This window comes from Sphingomonas sp. LHG3406-1 (assembly GCF_029637485.1).
Taxonomy (GTDB): Bacteria; Pseudomonadota; Alphaproteobacteria; order Sphingomonadales; family Sphingomonadaceae; genus Sphingomicrobium.
In genome coordinates this window covers 2,118,367-2,136,552 of sequence record NZ_CP069128.1, presented here as the reverse complement: position 1 = coordinate 2,136,552, position 18,186 = coordinate 2,118,367, and the positions used below count along the sequence as shown (strand labels likewise).

Below are 18,186 nucleotides of genomic sequence, written 5' to 3'. Positions count from 1 at the left end.
TGCAAGACCCCCGCGGGATCAAGGCACCGCTCAGGCTGTGATCTGGTCAATGCCTTGTGCGATTGCCAAAAGCAGCGTCATGGCGACGATCAGAGCAACGCCGCACAGGCCGATGGCCGCAAGGACCTGTCCAGCCGACAGCGAATATGCTCTCCCCATGGCTTCCGACGTTACATCCCGAAGGTCGGCAATCTGACGCTCCGGATATTGATCGGCTACCTCGGCGGTGCCAGGTTCGTGTAGCTCCGGGGGATCATAGTATGGCTCCACCGTAGTGCCTGCATGGAGGTAGAGCCGGGCCGCTGAGGCAGTGTCGGTCACGTTCAACTTGCGCCGGGTCGCTTTCAGATGCTGCTCGACCGCATGATGCGAGATCCCGAGCTCACGCCCGATCTCCTTCGCGGTCTTCCGGGCCAGATAACCCTCCAAGCATTGCTGCTGGCGCTCAGTGAGGTTCAACACGGAAGGACGCCCTCCAAACGCGAAAACCGAGCAGCACCGACAATGACGCATGAAGCCCACCTCAACAAGGCTACGATCCTCTTGATGAGTCGCGCCTCGCATCGATTTAGCCTATTTGGTTAGCAGTAGGACAGCGGTATCCAATTCAAAGTCGTACAAAAGGCGATCCTGCGCCAATTCATGTTGGGCTTCTGGCAGGTCCCTTGATCCTCACGCGGCCAAGGCCAGCCCGATCAGAACACCGATCGCCAGCATCGCCGCCCCGGCGCTCACCAAGCTGATCATTTGCCAGCGCCAGAGCTGCGCCTCAAGGCGAAGGGCCGGCGGACCAGCCCTGGTTGCCGCGTTCCTCTGCAAGGGTGCCGGAGCAATCGGCGGCGAGAGCGCACCCGCCTTCTCCGTCGCCTTAACTGACGCCGGGGAATTCGACGGCACCGGCACGCCCGCCTTCTTCGCTGCCGCCACCTTCGCCCGATTGGCCGCCAACTTGGCGCGGATCTTCTCCTTGTCCGCGACCGGGCGGTCGGCCAGCATCCTGTTACAGCCGGGGTGGCAAAGGACGAGGTTCGACAGCTCGTTCCCGCCGCCGAGCGACTGCGCCACCAGATGCTCCTTGGTCGGTGCCCTCTTGCTGTTCGGCTTCGCCGCAAAGTCGAGCGTGCCGTTGCAGAGCCAGCAATGGTCCCCGTCACGGGCGCGGATCTGATCGACGATACTCAGCTTGGTCGGCGCATTCATGCCGCCTGCCTAAGCGCCAAGCCTTGCCAAGCGGCTAATTGGCGACCGGCTCCCGCAATATCTTCTCCATCTTCCACCCCCTCGCCAACTCGTCCACCAGCTTGTCGACGTAGCGAATCTCCCGCATCAGCGGGTCCTCGACCGCTTCCACCTGCACCCCGCACACCTTGCCGGTGATCGCCAGGCGCGCCGGATTCATCGCCGGCGCCTCGGCAAAGAAGGTCTGGAAATCCGTGCCCGCCGCCAGCGCCGCCTCCAGCGCTTCTTGCGAATAGCCGGTCAGCCAGCGAAGGATCTCGTCCACCTCGGCGCGGGTGCGTCCCTTCTTATCCGCCTTGGCAACATAATGGACGTGGACGCTGGCGACGCTGGTGGTGAAGACGCGGTGCATGGGGCCGGCTCTCCGCTGCTGCTGTCCGCAATCATAAACCCGCACCGTCACCACTAGCTACCGCCACAACCATCTTGCAAAAACAAACCAGATCGGCTAAATTGACCCATGTCCGCCAGACCTGGCCCGACCACCTCCCGCTTCGCACCGCTGTCGCCGCGCTCGCCGGGAACGAACCGCGAACTGGACGACGTGGACGCTATGCCTTTTTTCGCTTCCCTCCGCCGCGCCGGTCACTGGCGCAAGGGTGCCGGCCGTGACATGGGTCGGCCATGACCCCGACCCAGCTCCTCGTTCCCACCTTCCGCAACCAGCTGACCGCGCTCCTCGGCTGGCTCGACAAGGCCGAGGCGCATGCGCTCGCCCACAACCATGCGCCCGGCGACCTGCTCGCCGTGCGGCTCGCAGTCGACATGTTCCCGCTCGGCACGCAGCTCCGCTTCGCTTCCTTCCTTGCCCAGGAGGCCGTCTACCGGCTGCGCGGGGAGGAGGTGCCGGCCGAGCTGCTCGCCGTCCGCACCCATGGCGCGATGCGTCCGGACGAGCCGGGGACGCTCGACGACTGCCGCGCCATCCTGGCGCAAGCGCTCGCCTTCCTCGATGGGGTCGGCGAGACCGAGCTGGACGCCGCAGCCGACCGGCCGCTCGCCCATGCGCTGCCGATGGGCATGGTGTTCGACATGACCGGGTCGAGCTACGTGCGCGACTGGGCGCTGCCGCAGGTCGGTTTCCATGTCGACATGGCCTATGCCCTGCTGCGCAGCGCCGGCGTGCCGCTGGGCAAGCGCGACTATGTGCCGCACATGTGGGCCTATCTGCGGCCGGGGACGATGCCGGCGGCATGAAGAGGCGGCGCGATTAGGGAAAGCGGGCGGGGCGTGCTAGGGGATGGGCATCGCGCGATCCCGGCTCGTAGGCCATGCGCGACTGAGAGACTTACGGTGCTCCCGCTTACGCCTTGTGGAGCTTCCCCATGGACCTCAACTATCTGTATCTGCGCCGCGGCATCTCGCTGGCCCGCGCCGGCGACGCTGCCTGCGAGCGGTCGCGTTCGGCCCATCTCGGTCTCTATCACGGCTATGGCCCCCGGATCGCCGCCGTCCGCCGGGCGCTTGGCGCATGAGCCGCGCCCTCTTCCTCAGCCTCTCCGAAGCCGAAGTGATCGCCAAGTGCGATCATGCCAAGGTCGGAATTTCGGCGCTCGAACGGCTCCCGGCCGGGGGCGTGCGCCTGGTGTGCATGAGCAGCGACGGCGCGGCGGTCATGACCCGCAAGCTCAAGTCGAGCCTGATCCCGGCCACCACCGCGCGGGCGCCATTCCGCCCCGCTTACTCCCGCCACTAGGCGGGCTGGGCGGAAGGGGCGAGAAGCGCCTTCCGCCCACCGGGGCTCAGCCGATCGGCTCGCCCGATTCTTCCTGCTCGAACAGGTTCGCCGCCACGTCCGCATTGGCGCTGAGGCGGACCTGGTCGCCTTCGACCTCGGCGATCAGGCCGCCGGGCAGATAATGGTGATGGTCCGTATGGGTCGCGCCGCTGTCCGCCTTGACCAGCTTGATCCGCTCGCCTTCGACTCGGTCGACGGTGCCGAGGTGGACGCCGTCGGCGCCGATGACTTCCATATGCTCACGGATCTGACTGAGGTCGGCCATTGCTCCCGCTCCTTTTCTGCTGCGTTGTTCCGGCCCCCAACGCTTCATGCGCGTTGCGGGTCCGGACGGCGGCGGGAGCGTGGCCCTAACTCCTGTCTTCGACCCTGACCGTATAGTGGCTTGGGCTCCAGCCGCTCCAGCGAGCGACGGCGAACAGGATGACTCCAATGGCCAGTGCGACGGCCATGATCCCCGTGGCGATCACCCACGCCTCCCGCTCGCGCAGTTCCGCGGTGGTGACCTTCCGTTCCGGCGGCGGCGGCGGGTCGCGCCGGATCCGGGAGCCGACCCTGCGAGCTCCGCCCGCCAGATCCACCGCTTTCTTCCCCGAGGCCAATGGTCGCGCCATGCGCCACCTTCTAGGGGCAAGCCCTTTCCGCTTCGTTAGCGCTGGCGCAGTCCGACCAGGCTGATCTGCCGACCGTAATTCGGCTCGCCCCGATGCGTCGACCGCCGGAAGGAGTAGAAGTCCTCCTCTCGCGCATAGGTATCGAGCCAGAGCGCCTCGACCCGCCGCAGCCCTGCTGCGGCAAGCCGGTGGAGCAGATAGGCCGGTAGGTCGAAGTGCGGCTTGCCGGCAGGCCCATCCGAGAAGAAGCGCTCCGCTGCGTCGTCCGCGGCGAGGAAGGGATCGGGGAAGGCGTGATCGACTTCGTAGCTGGCGCGGGCGATGGTCGGGCCGATCGCGGCTGCGATCCGGTCTCGCTGGGCGCCAAGCTTCTCCATTGCGCCGATGGTCGCCTCGGCCACCCCGCCGAGCGCGCCGCGCCAGCCCGCGTGGGCGGCGCCGACGACGCCTGCCTCCGAGTCCGCGAACAGGAGGGGCGCGCAATCGGCCGTGAGGATGCCGAGCAGGATGCCTGGCCGATCCGTCACCAGCGCGTCGGCATGCGGCCGCTCGTCGTCGCTCCAGTCGCCGGCCTCCAGCACCTCGACACCATGCACCTGGTAGGGTGAGACGATGCGCGCGCCCGGCAGCACCGCGTCAGCTGCACGACGGCGGTTCTCTTGGATGAGCGCGAGGTCGTCGCCGCTGCCCCAGCCGCAGTTGAGGCTCGCCATCGCGCCCTCGCTGATGCCTCCGCGCCGGCCGAGGAAGCCGTGCGGTACGGCAAGAGCCGCGCTGGTCCAGGCCGGAGCGCTCACAGCTTCATCGCCCACACGCGATCCTCGTCCGCATGATCTCCGACCATGAAGGTCACCGGGCCAAGGTCGGTGAAACCGAAGCGTCCGTAAAAGGCCTGCGCCCGGAAATTCTCGCTCCAGACCGACAAGGCCAGACGCTCCGCCCCGCGCCTCCGCGCCTCGTCAAGCACCCAGGCCATCAACTGCTGCGCGAGCCCGGTGCCATGCGCTTCCTTGAGCAGGTAGAATTGGCGAAGCTCGATCGTGCCCTCCGGCTCGACGTGCGGAAGCTTGTTGGGGCCGAGCTTGGCGAAGCCCAGTGGCTCGCCCGCCTCGTCCGTGCCCAGGGCGAATGCGAAGTCCGCGTTCCCATGTTCCGCGTCCCAGCCGTCCGGCGTAAGCTCATCGAGGAAGGCCTGGAGGTCAGCCGGAGCGTAGAGATGCGCGAAGGTGTCGCAGAAGCTCGTCCGAAAGATCCGGTCGATGGCGGGCAGGTCGGCGGCGGAGGCGGGACGGACGATCATAGTCCCGCCGGCCTTGGCCATTCCGGTGAGTGGATGGCAAGCACCTTGAACAGGCTACCCATCTGGTCGGGCCGGCAGAGCCTCGCCCGGGCGGCTTCCACCTCCTCGGCACGCGACGGCGAGCGATCGGCAAGCGCCCGCGCCCGGGCCTGGATTCCGAGCCGCTCCAGCCATGCGCCCTGCTCGGCGGGCCCGGCGACGAAGGCTCCTGCCTCCCGCGCCACCTCGGCCACGCGCTCGAAGTCGACATGGCTCGTCAGGTCCTGCTCGCCGGGGTCCGCCAGCGCGGGCGCGAAGCGATGGCCGCGAACGGCCTGGAGCGTGTCACCGGGCGCGCTGCGCTCATGCCCATAGTCGATGATCAGCGCCACGCCGCCAAGCGGCACCAGTCCTTCCGCCAGCGCCTGCACCGCCCCATCGCGCGCCGGCGAGCTTTCGACCACCTCGCCGTCGCGATCGAAGGCGAGGCCATCGCCGATCCATTCGACGTGCCGCTCGATGCCGCCGACATGCTGGCGGATCGGCAGCGCATCGAGGAACTCGTTGGCGACTACCAGCAGGGGGCCATCGCCTGGCAGATCGCCGATGCTGTCATGGTGCGTCACCGAGCCGAGCAGCGCGGACTGGGCCTGTCGAAGCGTCGGACTGGTCTCCACCAGATGCACGGGCGGGTCGAGCCCGGCCGAGCGCATCACCCTCAGTGCATCCGAGGCCAGCGTCCCCCGTCCGGGCCCAAGTTCGACATAGCGGACGTTCGCTGGCGCCCCGGCACGCCGCCACGCATCGGCCAGCACCGCGCCGACCAGTTCGCCGAACATCTGGCTGATTTCCGGCGCGGTGGTGAAATCGCCGTCCGTCCCGAGCGGATCGCGGGTCGCGTAATAGTAAGCGTTGCAGGCCTCCATATAGGCCTCGACGCTCATCGGTCCCTCGCTCCTCAGCCGCTCCGCGATGGCGCGCGCGAAGGGGGTCAGGCGACGCTCTCCTGCCCCGTGATGCTCTCGACGCGCTGGCGGCGGCCGGCGGCGGTGACCATCAGGTAGAGGCCGAGGATGATCATCGGCACGCACAGCCACTGGCCCATGTGCAGCCCGGTGGTCTCGGCAAAGCCGCGCAGGTGGTCGTCGGGCTCGCGGATGAACTCCACCCCGAAGCGGAAGACGCCGTAGAGGAAGGTGAAGGTGCCGACCAGCAGGCCCGGCTGGTAGCGCGCGCGCGTCTTCCAGAACATGACCGCGAGGACGATGAAGAGCACAAGGCCTTCGAGCGCGGCCTCGTAGAGCTGGCTCGGGTGGCGGGCCGGGCCAAGCTGGCGCACACCGTCGATCACCTCGGGGAAGCGGACGGCCCAGGGCACCGTGGTGGGGGCTCCCCACAATTCGGCGTTGACGAAATTGGCAAGGCGGCCGGTGAACAGGCCGATCGGTACCACGCAGGCGACATAGTCATGCACGCGCAGCCAGTTCAGCTTTTCCTTCCAGCTGAGATAGATGATGCCGACGCTGGTGCCGATCACGCCGCCGTGGAAGCTCATTCCGCCGTCCCACAGCCGGACGATCTCGAGCGGATTGTCGAAATAGAACCCCGGCCGGTAGAAGAGGACGTAGCCGAGCCGGCCACCGAGGATCACGCCGAGGGAGGCGTAGAAGACGAGGTCGTCGGCATGGCGGCGGGCCATGGGCGAGCCGGGTTGGCGGATCAACCGGAGCATGTACCAGTAGCCGAGGAAGATACCGGCGAGATAGGCCAGGCTGTACCAGCGCAGCTCGAAGAACCCCAGGTCGAGGGCGACCGGGCTGAGTCCGAGACTGGTAAAGTCGATTCCCGCAGATGTTACATCGTTCATTCGGCACTTCCCTCGTGGTGCGAACGTCTCATAAGAGGGCGCACAGCAAAGGCCAAGGAGACCCGCGACCATGCCGACCGAGCTCGACCAACGTTATGACGCCGTCCTCGCGGCGGTCACGGGGCCGGGCGGACGGGTGGTGGTGGACACGGACGAGCAAGGCCGGCGCGTCGTGGCCAACTTTCCTGCCACCCTGCCGGGCTTCTTCAAGGTCTTCTGCGCGCTGAACGGTCAGGTCGAGGCGGTGATCGCCGGCGATGAACGGCTGACCTTCGCCGACCTGGACCGGGTGTCGGACGATCTCGCCAGGGCACTGGTCGGACGCCATGGCATCGCCAAGGGGGACCGGGTTGGCATCGCCATGCGGAACTGCCCGAGCTGGATCGTCGCCCACATGGCCGTGCTCAAGGCGGGCGGCATCTCCACCTTGCTGAACGGCTGGTGGCAGAGCGCGGAGATGAGCCATGCGCTCGAACTGACCGAGCCCAGGTTGATCATCGCCGACGAACCGCGCGCCAGGCGCATCGCCGCCGCATGCGGACCGTGGCCGATCGTCGCGCTGCCGATCGAGCGGCCGATCGTGGAGGCCATCGCCCCGCTGACCGAGGGCGCGGCAAGCGACGTCGCGCTGCCCGAGATCGGCCCTGAAGACGACGCCACCATCCTCTTCACCTCCGGTTCGACCGGCGGCGCCAAGGGCGCGCTGTCGACGCACCGGGCGGTGACCCAGGGCGTCTACACTTACGCGACCAGCATCATGTGCCTGCTCGGCATCATGCAGAGCATGGGGTCGGAGCCCAGTAACCCACCCAAGACCCTGCTCAACGTGCCACTGTTCCATGTCACCGGGGAGGTGCCGGTGCTGCTCAACAGCTTCGTCATCGGCCGCGGCATGGTGCTCATGCCCAAGTGGGACGCGGGCGAAGCGCTGCGCCTGATCGCCCAGGAGAAGATCACCTATTTCGTCGGCGTTCCGACGATGAGCCTCGAGATGATGAGCCATCCCGATCGCGAGCACCATGACCTCTCCAGCCTGACCGACATCGCCGCGGGTGGCGCGCCGCGGCCGGTCGCGCACGTCCAGCGGCTGAAGGACAGCTTCGACACCGCCCAGCCGGCGCTCGGCTATGGCCTGACCGAGACCAATGCGGTCGGCTGCGGTAATTTCTGGGGCAACTACATCGCCAAGCCGGCCTCGACCGGCCGCGCTCTGCCCTTCGTGGACCTCGCCATCCTCGGTGCCGGCGACGCCCACCTGCCGGTCGGCGAACGGGGCGAAGTGGCGATCCGTTCGGCCGCCAACATCAAGGGCTATTGGAAGAACCCCGAAGCGACGGTCGCGGCCTTCACGGCCGACGGCTACCTCAAGACCGGCGACATCGGCTACATCGACGAGGACGGATATCTGTTCATCGTCGACCGCAAGAAGGACATCATCATCCGCGGCGGCGAGAATATCAGTTCGGCCGAAGTCGAAGCTGCGATCTACTCCTGCGAAGCGGTGGCCGAAGCGGCGGTGTTCGGCGCTCCCGACGAACGGCTGGGCGAAGTGCCGGTCGCGGTGGTCCTGCCGGCGGAGGGAAGCGACCTCGGCGAGGCCGACCTGCGCGCCTTCCTCGAGCCGCGCCTGGCAGCCTTCAAGGTGCCGGCGCGCTTCATCTTCGCGACCGACAGCCTGCCGCGGCTCGGCACCGGCAAGATCGACCGGGTCGCGCTCAAGGCGCACTACGCTTCTTGAAGCTGACCCGCCGCACCCTGCTGGTGGGCGGCGGCGCCGCGGTCGGGCTGGCCGTCGGCTGGGCCGTATGGCCGCGCGGTGAGCGGGCGAGCCTGCTTGGGAGCAAGGATGCCGCGCTGCTGGGTCCGGCGTTGGCGATCGGCAAGGACGGGCGGGTGACCGTGGCCGTGCCGCAGGTGGAGACTGGACAGGGCGTCTGGACGGGTCTCGCTCAGGTCGCCGCCGACGAGCTTGGCGCCGCGTGGGAGACCATCGAGGTCGCTCCGGCGCGGGCGGGCAGCCGGTGGGACAATCGCCTGGCGGACGGCGAAGGCTGGTTCGATGGTGACGCGCGGTCCTGGTCGCTTCCCGAAGGTGCCACGCGGATCACCGCCGGCTCGACCAGCATCCGGGCGATGGAAGCGCCGGTGCGTCAGGCGGCGGCGGCGGCGCGGGCGCTGCTGATCGCCGAGGCGGCGGATCGCTGGAGCGTCGCCGCGGGCGAGTGCGACAGCGCGGATGGCTTTGTGACCCACGAAGGCAAACGCCTGCCCTTCGCCGCCCTGGCCGAGGCGGCGGCAGGACGCGATCTTCCGAAGGAGGCACCGCTCCGCGCTTCTGCCGGCACCCTCGCCGCCAGGCCGCTTCCGCGCCTCGATGCCTTGCCCAAGGCGCAGGGGCGGCTCCGCTTCGCCGGCGACGTGCGTCTGCCCGGCCTGCTGCACGCCTCGCTTCGGCGCTCGGGTGGCGGACCCGTCCGCATCGACTCGCCGCCACCGCAGGGTATCCAGTTCGAGCAAGGCGACGGCTGGGTCGCGGCCCTCGCCGAAGATTGGTGGGCAGCGGAAAGTGCGCTTGCCCGCGCGAACATCCGGAGCTTCGGCCCGGCTGGCGGCAACGACCTCGTCATCGCCGACGCGCTCGACCGCGCACTGGCTGGCGAGGATTTCGAGCTCCTCCATTCGGTCGGCGACGTGGACGGCATCTTCGAAGGGGTGCGGCCGCTCGCCGCCACCTATTCGTCCGCAGCCGCGCTCCACCAGGATCTCGAGCCACCGAGCGCCACGGCGCGCTTGAGGGACGGCCTGCTCGAAGTCTGGGCGGCTAGCCAGGCACCGGAGCTGGCCCGGCGCGCCGCTGCCGATGCGGCTGGCGTCGGCCTTGGCGATACCATCCTCTACGCCATGCCAGTCGGCGGCCAGGGCGGCTCAGCGCTGGAAGCCGAGCTGGTGCCCGCCGCGGCCGCCCTTGCAAGGCGAACCGGCCGCCCCGTGCAGGCGACGCTCGGTCGCACGGAGCAGCTGCGCGGCGATGCCGTCCGTTCGCCGATCAAGGCGCGGCTGTTTGCCCGTCCACTTCCGGACGGAAGCATTGCGGGCTGGCGGCTGCGGCTGGTGGGCGAGGACGGTACGAGCGCGGCCATGAAGCGGCTGCTCGGCCGGGAGGGCGGGCAGTTTCGTAGCGCGTCGGTGGTGCCGCTTCCCTATTCCATTCCGCATGTGGCGATCGAAGCGGCGAATGCCGGGCTGCCGATCCGCATCGGCTATCACCGCGGCGAATTGCACCCGGTCCTCACCTTCTTCACGGAAAGCTTCCTCGACGAACTGGCGCGGATCGGTGGACGCGACCCTTTGAGCCAGCGCATCGCGCTTCTTTCGGGAAACCCCCGCCTTGCCCGCTGCCTGGTCCGGGCGACGACGCTGGGCGGCTGGGACGGCGGCGGCCCGGGAAGCCAGATGGGACTTTCCGCCTTCAGCGGCTATGGCAGCCACATCGCATTGGTCGGGCAGGCGCAGGTCGGAGCAGGGGGCAGGGTGGAAGTGAGCCGGCTGGTGGCGGTGGTGGACTGCGGAAAGGTGGTGAACCCGGCGCTGGTCCGTCAGCAGATCGAGGGCGGGATGCTGGCGGCGATCGGCCAGGTGACCTCACGCGCGCCTTCCTTTCGTCACGGCCGCGTGCTCGGGCCCTTGGAGCCGCAGGCCCCCGGTCTCGCCGGCGGACCCGAGATACTGGTCGAAATACTGGCTAGCGGCGAAGCGCCTGGCGGTGTGAATGGCCTTGGTCCGGCCGCTGCCCCCGCAGCGGTCGGCAACGCCCTTGCGGCGGCAACCGGGCGGCGCTTGCGCAGCCTGCCCTTCGACCCGATGTCCTGAGCCGATGCTTCCTCCCTCTGATCATCCTTCCATCCCGCCGCGCAAGGTCGGCCTGCTGCTGATCAACCTCGGCACGCCCGACTCGTCGGACGTCCCGGCCGTGCGCAAGTATCTGGCCGAATTCCTGTCTGATCCCCGGGTAATCGAGATCCCGCGCGCGATCTGGAAGCCGATCCTGCACGGCATCGTGCTGCGCACCCGGCCCGCCAAGTCGGCGCATGCCTATGCGCAGGTATGGAGCGAGGACGGCTCCCCTCTCGCAGCCATCACCAAGCGGCAGGCACTCAAGCTTCAGGAGCGGCTTGGGCAGGACGTGCGGGTCGACTGGGCGATGCGCTACGGCAACCCTTCGATCCCGGACCGCTTGACGGCAATGAAGGACAGCGGCTGCGAGCGCATCCTGCTCGCGCCCCTCTACCCGCAATATTGCGCCGCCACGACGGCGACGGCGAATGACCATGCCTTCGCGACGCTCGCCGGCATGCGCTGGCAGCCGGCGCTGCGCACGCTCCCGCCCTACCATGACGCGGACGAATATATCGAGGCGCTGAAGGCCGACCTCGAGCGGCAGATGGCCACGCTCGACTTCGAGCCGCAGCGGCTCTTGCTCTCCTACCATGGCATGCCCGAGCGGACATTGCGCAAGGGCGATCCCTACCACTGCCATTGCCGCAAGACGGCGCGGCTGCTGGGCGAGAGGCTGAAGGTCGCAACCGACACCAGCTTCCAATCCCGCTTTGGCCGCGACAAATGGCTGGAGCCTGCGACGGACGACGTGCTGAAGGCCTATCCCGCGCAGGGCGTCACCCGCGTCGCGATCGCCGCCCCCGGCTTCTCCGCCGACTGCCTGGAAACCGTCGAGGAACTGGGCATCCGCGGCAAGGAGGATTTCGAGAAAGCCGGCGGCACCCATTTCGCCCGGCTCGACTGCCTCAACGACGGCGACATCGGCACGGACATGCTCGAAGCCCTGATGCGCCGCGAGCTTGCGGGGTGGATAGCGCCTGCCTAGGCTATCCCTCGCCGATTAGGGGAGAATCACATGGCCAGGGTTGCGATCGTCACCGGTGGAACACGCGGCATCGGCGAGGCGATCAGCGTCGCCCTGAAGGATGCCGGCATGACCGTCGCCGCCAATTACGCCGGCAACGAGGAGCGCGCCCGCGACTTTACCGATCGGACCGGGATCCAGGCCTTCAAGTGGGACGTCAGCGACCATGAGGCGTGCATCGCCGGGGTCCGGTGGGTCGAGGAGGCGCTCGGGCCCGTCGACGTGCTGGTCAACAATGCCGGAATCACCCGCGACACGACAATGAAGCGGATGGACCATGCCAAGTGGCAGGAGGTCATCGACACCAATCTCGGCGGCTGTTTCAACATGGCGAAGGCGGTGTGGGACGGCATGGTGGCGCGGGGCTATGGCCGGATCGTCAACATCGGCTCCATCAATGGCCAGGCCGGCCAATATGGCCAGGTCAACTATGCCGCCGCAAAATCCGGCATCCACGGCTTCACCAAGGCGCTGGCGCAGGAGGGCGCGCGCGTGGGCGTGACCGTCAATGCCATCGCGCCGGGCTACATCGACACCGACATGGTCGCCGCCGTTCCCGAGGATGTTCTCGGAAAGATCGTCGCGCGCATCCCCGTCGGTCGCCTCGGCCGCGCCGACGAAATCGCTCGCGGAGTGATCTTCCTGACCGAAGAGAATGCGGGCTTCGTCACCGGCTCGACCCTGTCGATCAACGGCGGCCAGCACATGTACTGACCGGACGAACCCCGGAAGGACTTGCGGCGTTGGCCTTCGAGACCGACGCCGCATCCTTCATCCGGGCGACGTCCAGTGGAGCTTGGGCCTTGGAGACCGTTACCTATTCGCCGCCCGTCAAGCGCAGCGTCCTCATCCGCGGTCACCAGACCAGCATCAGCCTCGAACCCATCTTCTGGCGGGCGCTCGAGATCGCTGCGCGCGATGCCGCCATGCCCGTCAACGCCCTCGTCGCCGAGGTGGACGAGGCACGGCTCAAGGTCGCCGATCCGCCCAACCTCACCAGCGCGTTGCGCCAGTGGCTGTTCGGCAGCGCACTCGGCGGCTAGGCCGGGCGGGCGGTCAGGATGGCTTGCGCGAAACGCGCCTTTGCGTCGGGCACGCAATGCAGGAACAGGGCAGGCTCGATCAGCTCCAGCTCCATCAATTGCAGCGCGCCGTCAGGTCCACGGATGAGGTCGACACGAGCGTAGGTCGCGAGCGCAGGCGCGGCGGCCAGCGCGGCTTCGGCGAGCGCCATGGCACCTTCGGGCAGCGCACACGGTTCGGTTGATCCGCCGTGATCGGGCTGGACCCGGAAGTCGCCCGACCTCGGTCGCTTGGCAACGCTGTGCGAAAAGCGGCCGCCGAACAGGATCAGGCTATATTCGCCCTCGCTGACCACCGACGGCAGCCATGGCTGGATCAGCATGCGCTGCCCGTGCACCTCGGCCGGGACGGGCTCCCCCTTGCCCAGCCGGTAAGTGCCCCAGGCCCCTGCCGACACCGGCGGCTTGATCACCAGCTCGTCGCTGCCGAGCACGCCATGAGCGGCGGTCAGTGCGGCCTCGTTCAGATGGTCCACTTCAAGCGTCGGTACGCTGGCGATCCCCTTGGCTCCGAGCTCGGCCAGATAGGCCTTGTCGCTGTTCCAGCGCAGCAGCGCCGGCGGATTGAGCATCGGCCAGCCTCCGGCTTCGGCGCGGTCGAGCAGGGTCATCCACTCGGGCAGTCGCAGATGATAGCCCCAGGTGACGAGCGGCAGGACAAGGTCGAAGCCGTTCGGTCCGTCGAGTTCGGTCCACGGCACCGCCACCACATCGGCGCCGCTCGCCCGCAGGGCCTTGGCCTCGATGTCGAAGGCCCAGTCCCACTCCCCGACATAGTCGGGCGCGGGCGTCAGCATCGCGATGCGCACGCAGCGGCCTAGCGGGCGAGCAATATGCGGGCCTGGCCGGCGATCTGCGCCAGCATCGGCACGGTCACCGTTCCGCTGCCGCGGGCGCGGTCGACCAGCCGCCGGAACTGCAGGATGCGCTTCTCGTGCCGCTCCGCCCAGCGTTCGACAGACGCCTCCGGATCGTCGCCTCGGATGCGCGCAAGCCATTCCACGCGAAGCTGCTCGAAGTCGTTGAGCAGATTGGCGACCAGCAGCCGCTCCCAGTGATCGGTCGGGTTCAGGCGGAATGCCTGGCTCTGCGCCCAGTCGAGGCCGAGCGTCTCGCCGATGCGGACATAGGCCTGGGTCAGCGCCAGCGCGTCCAGCTCCTTGCGCATGGCGAGCGCGGCAATGCCGAAGACGCCGTCCAGCTCGTAGAGCTTGACCAGGCCGCGGGTGATGGCTTCGCTCGCGCCCAGCGCCTCGATGGACTGGTGCCGCGCCATTGCCTGCATGCGGACCTCGTCGCGGATGATCGTCCGAGCGGCCGCTTCGATCTTGAGCAGGCCAGGTTCGAGCAAGGCAACGAGGTCGGACACCCTCATCTCGCCGCCACCGGCGCGAAGGATGTCGGCCATGTGGCTGCGGATGCTCTGCGCCGCCATGGCGAAGAGGTCGAGCCGCGCAGCCTCGCCGACGTCGGCCTGGTCCATCCGGTCCCACAACAGGTCGAGCTTCAGCAGACGCTCGGCCGTGAGGAAAGCGGCGACCACCTGCCCAAGCGAGCAGCCTTCTTCCTCGGTCAGTTCGAGCGCGACGTTCGGTCCGAGCCGGTTGACGAAGCGGTTGGCGACCTTGGTGGCGAGAATCTCGTTTCCGAGCCGATGATTGAGCAGTGCCTCGCGATGGGCTTCGCGCAGCGGCGCCGGGAAGGCCGCGAGCAGCTGATCGTGGAGGAGCGGGTCCTCGGCCAACCGAAGCTCCTCAGCCGCATCCTGCAGGCTCAACTTGGCGAGACTGAGCAGCACCGACAGCTCCGGACGGGTCAGGCCTCGGTTCTCCGCAGCGCGACGGAGCAGATCCTCGCTGCCTTCCAGGCCCTCGACGCGGCGGTCGAGGCGACCCGACGACTCCAGCAGCTCCAGCGTCCGGACCTGCGCGGGAAGAGCCGATACTCCACCCCGCTCGGCGACCGACAGTGCCAGCGTCTGCCGGCGATTGTCCTCGAGCACCAGTTCGGACACCTCGTCCGTCATCCGGGCGAGCAGGTCGTTGCGCGCGTCCAGCGTCAGCCGCCCCTCCAGCATCTCCTGGTTGAGCGGGATCTTGATGTTGACCTCGTTGTCCGAGCAGTCGACGCCCGCACTATTGTCGATGAAGTCGGTATTGCAGCGTCCACCTCGCTCGCTGAACTCGATGCGGGCGGCCTGCGTGATGGCAAGGTTGGCGCCCTCGCCAAGCACCTTGGCGCGAAGGTCGGCAGCATCGACGCGAAGCGCGTCGTTGGCTGGATCGCCGACTGCGCTATTGGCCTGCGCACGCGCCTTCACATAGGTGCCGATGCCACCGAACCACATCAGGCCGACGGGGGCCTTCAGGATGGCATTGATGAGACTGGTGGGATCGAAGATGCCGGGCTGGACGCCGATGGCGGCAGCCGCTTCCGGCGTCAGTTCGATCTCCTTCTGGCTGCGCGGCACGATCATCGCACCGGGGCTGAGCTTGGTCCGGTCGTAATCGTCCCAGCTCGACCGCGGCAGGTCGAACAGGCGCTTGCGCTCCTGCCAGCTGACGGCCGGATCGGGCGTCGGATCGATGAAGATGTGGCGGTGGTCGAAGGCAGCGACGAGCTGGATTGCCGTACTGAGCAGCATGCCGTTGCCGAACACGTCACCCGACATGTCGCCGCAGCCCGCGACCGTCACCGGCTGCGTCTGGACGTCGATGCCCATTTCGAGAAAATGGCGCTGGACGCTGATCCACGCGCCCTTGGCGGTGATCCCCATCGCCTTGTGGTCGTAGCCGTTGGAGCCGCCGCTGGCGAAGGCATCACCGAGCCAGAAGCCCCGCTCCAGCGCGATGGCATTGGCGACGTCGGAGAAGGTGGCAGTGCCCTTGTCCGCGGCGACCACGAAATAGGGATCGTTGCCGTCGTGAACGACAACGCCCTCGGGGTGGACGACCCCGCCTTCGACGATGTTGTCTGTGACCGACAACAGAGAGCGGATGAAGATGCGGTAGCTTTCGGTACCTTCGGCGAGCCAGGCTTCGCGATCGGTCGCGGGCGAAGGCAGCTGCTTGGGATAGAAGCCGCCCTTGGCGCCGGTCGGCACGATGACGGCGTTCTTGACCAGCTGCGCCTTCATCAGGCCGAGGATCTCGGTGCGGAAATCGTCGCGCCGGTCGGACCAGCGAAGGCCGCCGCGGGCGACTGGCCCGCCCCGCAGGTGGATGCCCTCGACCCGCGGCGAATAGACCCAGATCTCGCGATAGGGCACCGGCGCCGGAAGTCCGGGGATGCGCTTCGGGTCGAGCTTGAAGGCAAGCGCCTCGCCGGGACGCGGCGCAAAGGCGTTGGTCCGCAGCGTCGCACCGACCACGTTGCGGAACAGGCGCAGGATGCGGTCGTCGTCGATCGACTTGACCTGTGCCAGCGCCGTGTCGAACGCAGCCTTCTCCGCACCGACCGCTCCCTTGCGGTTCTCGCGTGCGGGATCGTGAGCGGCCGAGAACCAGCCGATCAGCGCGCGGGTGGCAGCGGGTGAGCGCTTCAGCGCATCAACCATCGTCATCAGCCCATAGGCGACTCCGGTCTGGCGGAGGTAGCGGAACCAGGCGCGCAGCCAGACCACCGGCTGGGGATCGAGCCCGGCGAGCAGGACGAGCTGGTTAAACTCATCATCTTCGGAGTGGCGCTGGAGAACGGCGCCGATCGCCCCCTCGATGACGTCGGTGCGGGCGAGCACCTGGTCCATCTCTGCGCCCGGCAGCTCCAGCCGGAAATCGTGGATGTGGCCAAGCCGGCTGTCCTCGCCGAGAGCAGCAGGCCGTTCCTCGATGACCCGAAAGCCGAAATTCTCAAGCACTGGCACCGCTTCCGACAAGGGCACGAGCCCGCCCGAGCGGTAGAGCTTGAGACGAAGCCGGCCCGGCCGGTCGCGCTCGTCGCGAAACAGGCGGACGTCACGATCCTCCGGACCCTCCAGAGCGCTGAGGCGGAGGATGTCGGCGGCGGCCTCGGCGGCGCTCGCACGGCTGCGATAATCTTCCGGGACGCCCGGCAGGTAGGTGAGGGCAAGCCTGGTCGCACGACCGCTTCCGACCCGCTCGCTCAGCTCGGCCTCGACGGCCGGTGCCCAGCCACGCACCATGTCGACCAGCTGCGCATCGAGCGCCTCGACATCCGGCAACGGCCGCGACGCCGCGAAGCCGAGGGTCAGGCGGATGAGGGCGAGCCCGCCGTCGCCGAGCTCGACCGCCCAGCTGGTGACCGACGACAGCACCGCTTCCTCGATCAGCCGCATGATCGCCTGGCGGCGTGCGGTGGTGAGTTCGTCTCGAGGAAGCCATACGAAAGCGAAAAGGTGACGGCGGAGGGCGCCGGGGAGGAGGAGCAAGGCGGGGCGCGGCCGGTCCGCAAGGCTCATCGCGGTAAGCGCCGCCTCGCGCACTTCGGCCTCCTCGAACGACACGAGCAGGTCGTGCGGAAGAGTGGAGATGGCGTGGGCCAGCGCCTTCGCGCCATGGCTGGCAGGCGCGAAACCGAGTTCGCGATCGAGCTTGGCGAGCCGCTGGCGAACGACCGGGATCTCGGTTGGCGGCGAGCGCAGGGCCGCGCTGGTCCACAGACCCGCATGGATCGACAGCGCACCATCGGCACGGCGCACGACCACCACGTCGAGCGGCACGCGGCGGTGCACGGGCGACAGCCGGTCGGCCTTGAGGAGGAGAACGGAGCGCGTCTCTTGCGCAACCGCGTCGGTGATGGCGCGCAGACCCTCTGCGCTCCACAGGTCGATCCCGGCGGAAGCGAGAATACCGAGCCCCTCGCCGATGCTGCCGTCGGCCGCGACAGTCTTGTGTCCGAGCAGGGTGAAGTGATTGTCGGCAAGCCAGGTCAGCAGCGCTCCGCTTTCGGCGTCGATCGCGGACACCGCCGCGGCATCGTCGTGCATGAGCTGGAGCATGGTCCGCCAGTCGGTCACCGCGGCGCGGACGCAGGCGAGCACGCTTTCCACGCCCTGAACGAGTTCCTGCCGACCGCGTGCATCGGCACGATCGAGCTCGACATAGATGACGGATTCGGGGTTGCCCTCGCCGAGGGACACCAGTCGCGCGCCGTCGCGGCGGGCGGAAACGATCGGATGGAGCAGGCGGTGGACGGTCAGCCCATGGCCGGCGATCACCGCGGCGACGCTGTCCACGAGGAAGGGCATGTCATCGTTGACGATAACCAGCCGCATGAAGCGGCGCGCGGCCTCGCCACCCATCGACTGGAGCTTGAGCGCGATCTCGCCGGGTTGGCGGTTCGCCGCCGTATCGGCGATGAAGGCCGCAGCCTCGGCCCGCTCGTCCCGGCTGAAGCCCTCGGTCTCGCCGGGCAGGGCGCCCTCCAGCAAGGCTTCGAAAAAGGCGTCCGTCAACGTGCCGGACACGCGGGGGTCAGCCGCCATGTT

Annotated in this window: 19 protein-coding genes; 8 read left to right on the top strand and 11 right to left on the bottom strand. The window is 68.2% G+C overall.

From position 1 onward, the window contains the following. Positions 1–30: 30 nt before the first annotated feature. From JOY29_RS10450 to JOY29_RS10440, 3 genes are all read right to left on the bottom strand, one after another. Entirely contained in the window at positions 31–462 is a 432-nt protein-coding gene (locus tag JOY29_RS10450; protein WP_300973472.1) for a response regulator transcription factor, read from the bottom strand. 210 nt (positions 463–672) lie between these two features. Then, on the bottom strand, positions 673–1,200 hold the full coding sequence (locus tag JOY29_RS10445) for a hypothetical protein (RefSeq protein WP_300973471.1): 528 nt from the start codon (positions 1,198–1,200) through the stop codon (positions 673–675). A gap of 34 nt (positions 1,201–1,234) precedes the next feature. Next, a complete protein-coding gene (locus JOY29_RS10440) occupies positions 1,235–1,591 on the bottom strand; it encodes a DUF2200 domain-containing protein (protein ID WP_300973470.1) in 357 nt (118 codons plus the stop codon). 272 nt (positions 1,592–1,863) lie between these two features. Here JOY29_RS10440 and JOY29_RS10435 point away from each other — a divergent pair, with 272 nt between their 5' ends. The 3 genes from JOY29_RS10435 to JOY29_RS10425 all read left to right on the top strand — a co-directional run bounded on the left by JOY29_RS10435 (position 1,864) and on the right by JOY29_RS10425 (position 2,935). Beyond that, positions 1,864–2,436, top strand: a complete 573-nt coding sequence (locus JOY29_RS10435; RefSeq protein WP_300973469.1) for a DUF1993 family protein — start codon at positions 1,864–1,866, stop codon at positions 2,434–2,436. A 128-nt stretch (positions 2,437–2,564) separates the two neighbouring features. Next, positions 2,565–2,714, top strand: a complete 150-nt coding sequence (locus tag JOY29_RS10430; protein WP_300973468.1) for a hypothetical protein — start codon at positions 2,565–2,567, stop codon at positions 2,712–2,714. After that, complete coding sequence (locus tag JOY29_RS10425) at positions 2,711–2,935, top strand: hypothetical protein (protein WP_300973467.1); 225 nt, start codon at positions 2,711–2,713, stop codon at positions 2,933–2,935. Before JOY29_RS10430 ends, JOY29_RS10425 begins: the two co-directional genes overlap by 4 nt. A gap of 46 nt (positions 2,936–2,981) precedes the next feature. On the opposite strand, the gene JOY29_RS10420 is transcribed toward JOY29_RS10425, so the two are convergent. The 6 genes from JOY29_RS10420 to lgt all read right to left on the bottom strand — a co-directional run bounded on the left by JOY29_RS10420 (position 2,982) and on the right by lgt (position 6,737). Continuing rightward, entirely contained in the window at positions 2,982–3,242 is a 261-nt protein-coding gene (locus JOY29_RS10420) for a DUF2171 domain-containing protein (RefSeq protein WP_300973466.1), read from the bottom strand. Positions 3,243–3,327: 85 nt separating this feature from the next. Beyond that, positions 3,328–3,591, bottom strand: a complete 264-nt coding sequence (locus tag JOY29_RS10415; protein ID WP_300973465.1) for a hypothetical protein — start codon at positions 3,589–3,591, stop codon at positions 3,328–3,330. A 35-nt stretch (positions 3,592–3,626) separates the two neighbouring features. Beyond that, positions 3,627–4,403 (bottom strand): peptidoglycan editing factor PgeF, encoded by a 777-nt coding sequence (gene pgeF / locus JOY29_RS10410; RefSeq protein WP_300973464.1) that lies wholly within the window; start codon positions 4,401–4,403, stop codon positions 3,627–3,629. Continuing rightward, positions 4,385–4,912 (bottom strand): GNAT family N-acetyltransferase, encoded by a 528-nt coding sequence (locus tag JOY29_RS10405; protein ID WP_300973463.1) that lies wholly within the window; start codon positions 4,910–4,912, stop codon positions 4,385–4,387. The genes pgeF and JOY29_RS10405 overlap by 19 nt, the downstream gene beginning before the upstream one ends. Then, positions 4,888–5,814 carry an SAM-dependent methyltransferase gene (locus JOY29_RS10400; protein WP_300973462.1) on the bottom strand — a complete coding sequence of 309 codons (927 nt, stop codon included), beginning with the start codon at positions 5,812–5,814 and terminating at the stop codon, positions 4,888–4,890. Before JOY29_RS10400 ends, JOY29_RS10405 begins: the two co-directional genes overlap by 25 nt. A 47-nt stretch (positions 5,815–5,861) precedes the next feature. Beyond that, positions 5,862–6,737 carry a prolipoprotein diacylglyceryl transferase gene (gene lgt / locus JOY29_RS10395; protein WP_300973460.1) on the bottom strand — a complete coding sequence of 292 codons (876 nt, stop codon included), beginning with the start codon at positions 6,735–6,737 and terminating at the stop codon, positions 5,862–5,864. 70 nt (positions 6,738–6,807) lie between these two features. On the opposite strand from lgt, the gene JOY29_RS10390 reads away from it, so the two are divergent. The 5 genes from JOY29_RS10390 (at position 6,808) to JOY29_RS10370 (ending at position 12,701) form a co-directional block, all read left to right on the top strand. Next, the gene (locus JOY29_RS10390; RefSeq protein ID WP_300973459.1) at positions 6,808–8,475 is read left to right on the top strand and encodes a class I adenylate-forming enzyme family protein; all 1,668 of its coding nucleotides are present in this window, start codon (positions 6,808–6,810) and stop codon (positions 8,473–8,475) included. Next, positions 8,472–10,607, top strand: a complete 2,136-nt coding sequence (locus tag JOY29_RS10385; RefSeq protein ID WP_300973458.1) for a molybdopterin cofactor-binding domain-containing protein — start codon at positions 8,472–8,474, stop codon at positions 10,605–10,607. The genes JOY29_RS10390 and JOY29_RS10385 overlap by 4 nt, the downstream gene beginning before the upstream one ends. Positions 10,608–10,611: 4 nt before the next feature. Further along, positions 10,612–11,619: a ferrochelatase gene (gene hemH, locus JOY29_RS10380; protein WP_300973457.1), complete on the top strand. Its 1,008-nt coding sequence runs from the start codon at positions 10,612–10,614 to the stop codon at positions 11,617–11,619. A 30-nt stretch (positions 11,620–11,649) separates the two neighbouring features. Next, positions 11,650–12,372 carry an acetoacetyl-CoA reductase gene (gene phbB, locus JOY29_RS10375; protein ID WP_300973456.1) on the top strand — a complete coding sequence of 241 codons (723 nt, stop codon included), beginning with the start codon at positions 11,650–11,652 and terminating at the stop codon, positions 12,370–12,372. 89 nt (positions 12,373–12,461) lie between these two features. Next, a complete protein-coding gene (locus JOY29_RS10370) occupies positions 12,462–12,701 on the top strand; it encodes a ribbon-helix-helix domain-containing protein (RefSeq protein WP_300973455.1) in 240 nt (79 codons plus the stop codon). On the opposite strand, the gene JOY29_RS10365 is transcribed toward JOY29_RS10370, so the two are convergent. Both JOY29_RS10365 and JOY29_RS10360 read right to left on the bottom strand, forming a co-directional pair. Then, positions 12,698–13,549 carry a hypothetical protein gene (locus tag JOY29_RS10365; RefSeq protein ID WP_300973454.1) on the bottom strand — a complete coding sequence of 284 codons (852 nt, stop codon included), beginning with the start codon at positions 13,547–13,549 and terminating at the stop codon, positions 12,698–12,700. The two genes, JOY29_RS10370 and JOY29_RS10365, sit on opposite strands and share 4 nt — an antisense overlap. Before the next feature lie 8 nt (positions 13,550–13,557). Continuing rightward, on the bottom strand, positions 13,558–18,183 hold the full coding sequence (locus JOY29_RS10360; RefSeq protein WP_300973453.1) for an NAD-glutamate dehydrogenase domain-containing protein: 4,626 nt from the start codon (positions 18,181–18,183) through the stop codon (positions 13,558–13,560). Between the last annotated feature and the right edge of the window lie 3 nt (positions 18,184–18,186).

What these genes read in the sequence shown, in the direction of transcription:
- JOY29_RS10445 (WP_300973471.1), bottom strand. Translation starts at nt 1,200, where the DNA reads ATGAATGCGCCGACCAAGCTGAGTATCGTCGATCAGATCCGCGCCCGT.
- JOY29_RS10440 (WP_300973470.1), bottom strand. Translation starts at nt 1,591, where the DNA reads ATGCACCGCGTCTTCACCACCAGCGTCGCCAGCGTCCACGTCCATTAT.
- JOY29_RS10435 (WP_300973469.1), top strand. Translation starts at nt 1,864, where the DNA reads ATGACCCCGACCCAGCTCCTCGTTCCCACCTTCCGCAACCAGCTGACC.
- JOY29_RS10430 (WP_300973468.1), top strand. Translation starts at nt 2,565, where the DNA reads ATGGACCTCAACTATCTGTATCTGCGCCGCGGCATCTCGCTGGCCCGC.
- JOY29_RS10425 (WP_300973467.1), top strand. Translation starts at nt 2,711, where the DNA reads ATGAGCCGCGCCCTCTTCCTCAGCCTCTCCGAAGCCGAAGTGATCGCC.
- JOY29_RS10420 (WP_300973466.1), bottom strand. Translation starts at nt 3,242, where the DNA reads ATGGCCGACCTCAGTCAGATCCGTGAGCATATGGAAGTCATCGGCGCC.
- JOY29_RS10415 (WP_300973465.1), bottom strand. Translation starts at nt 3,591, where the DNA reads ATGGCGCGACCATTGGCCTCGGGGAAGAAAGCGGTGGATCTGGCGGGC.
- JOY29_RS10405 (WP_300973463.1), bottom strand. Translation starts at nt 4,912, where the DNA reads ATGGCCAAGGCCGGCGGGACTATGATCGTCCGTCCCGCCTCCGCCGCC.
- JOY29_RS10400 (WP_300973462.1), bottom strand. Translation starts at nt 5,814, where the DNA reads ATGAGCGTCGAGGCCTATATGGAGGCCTGCAACGCTTACTATTACGCG.
- lgt (WP_300973460.1), bottom strand. Translation starts at nt 6,737, where the DNA reads ATGAACGATGTAACATCTGCGGGAATCGACTTTACCAGTCTCGGACTC.
- JOY29_RS10390 (WP_300973459.1), top strand. Translation starts at nt 6,808, where the DNA reads ATGCCGACCGAGCTCGACCAACGTTATGACGCCGTCCTCGCGGCGGTC.
- hemH (WP_300973457.1), top strand. Translation starts at nt 10,612, where the DNA reads ATGCTTCCTCCCTCTGATCATCCTTCCATCCCGCCGCGCAAGGTCGGC.
- phbB (WP_300973456.1), top strand. Translation starts at nt 11,650, where the DNA reads ATGGCCAGGGTTGCGATCGTCACCGGTGGAACACGCGGCATCGGCGAG.
- JOY29_RS10360 (WP_300973453.1), bottom strand. Translation starts at nt 18,183, where the DNA reads ATGGCGGCTGACCCCCGCGTGTCCGGCACGTTGACGGACGCCTTTTTC.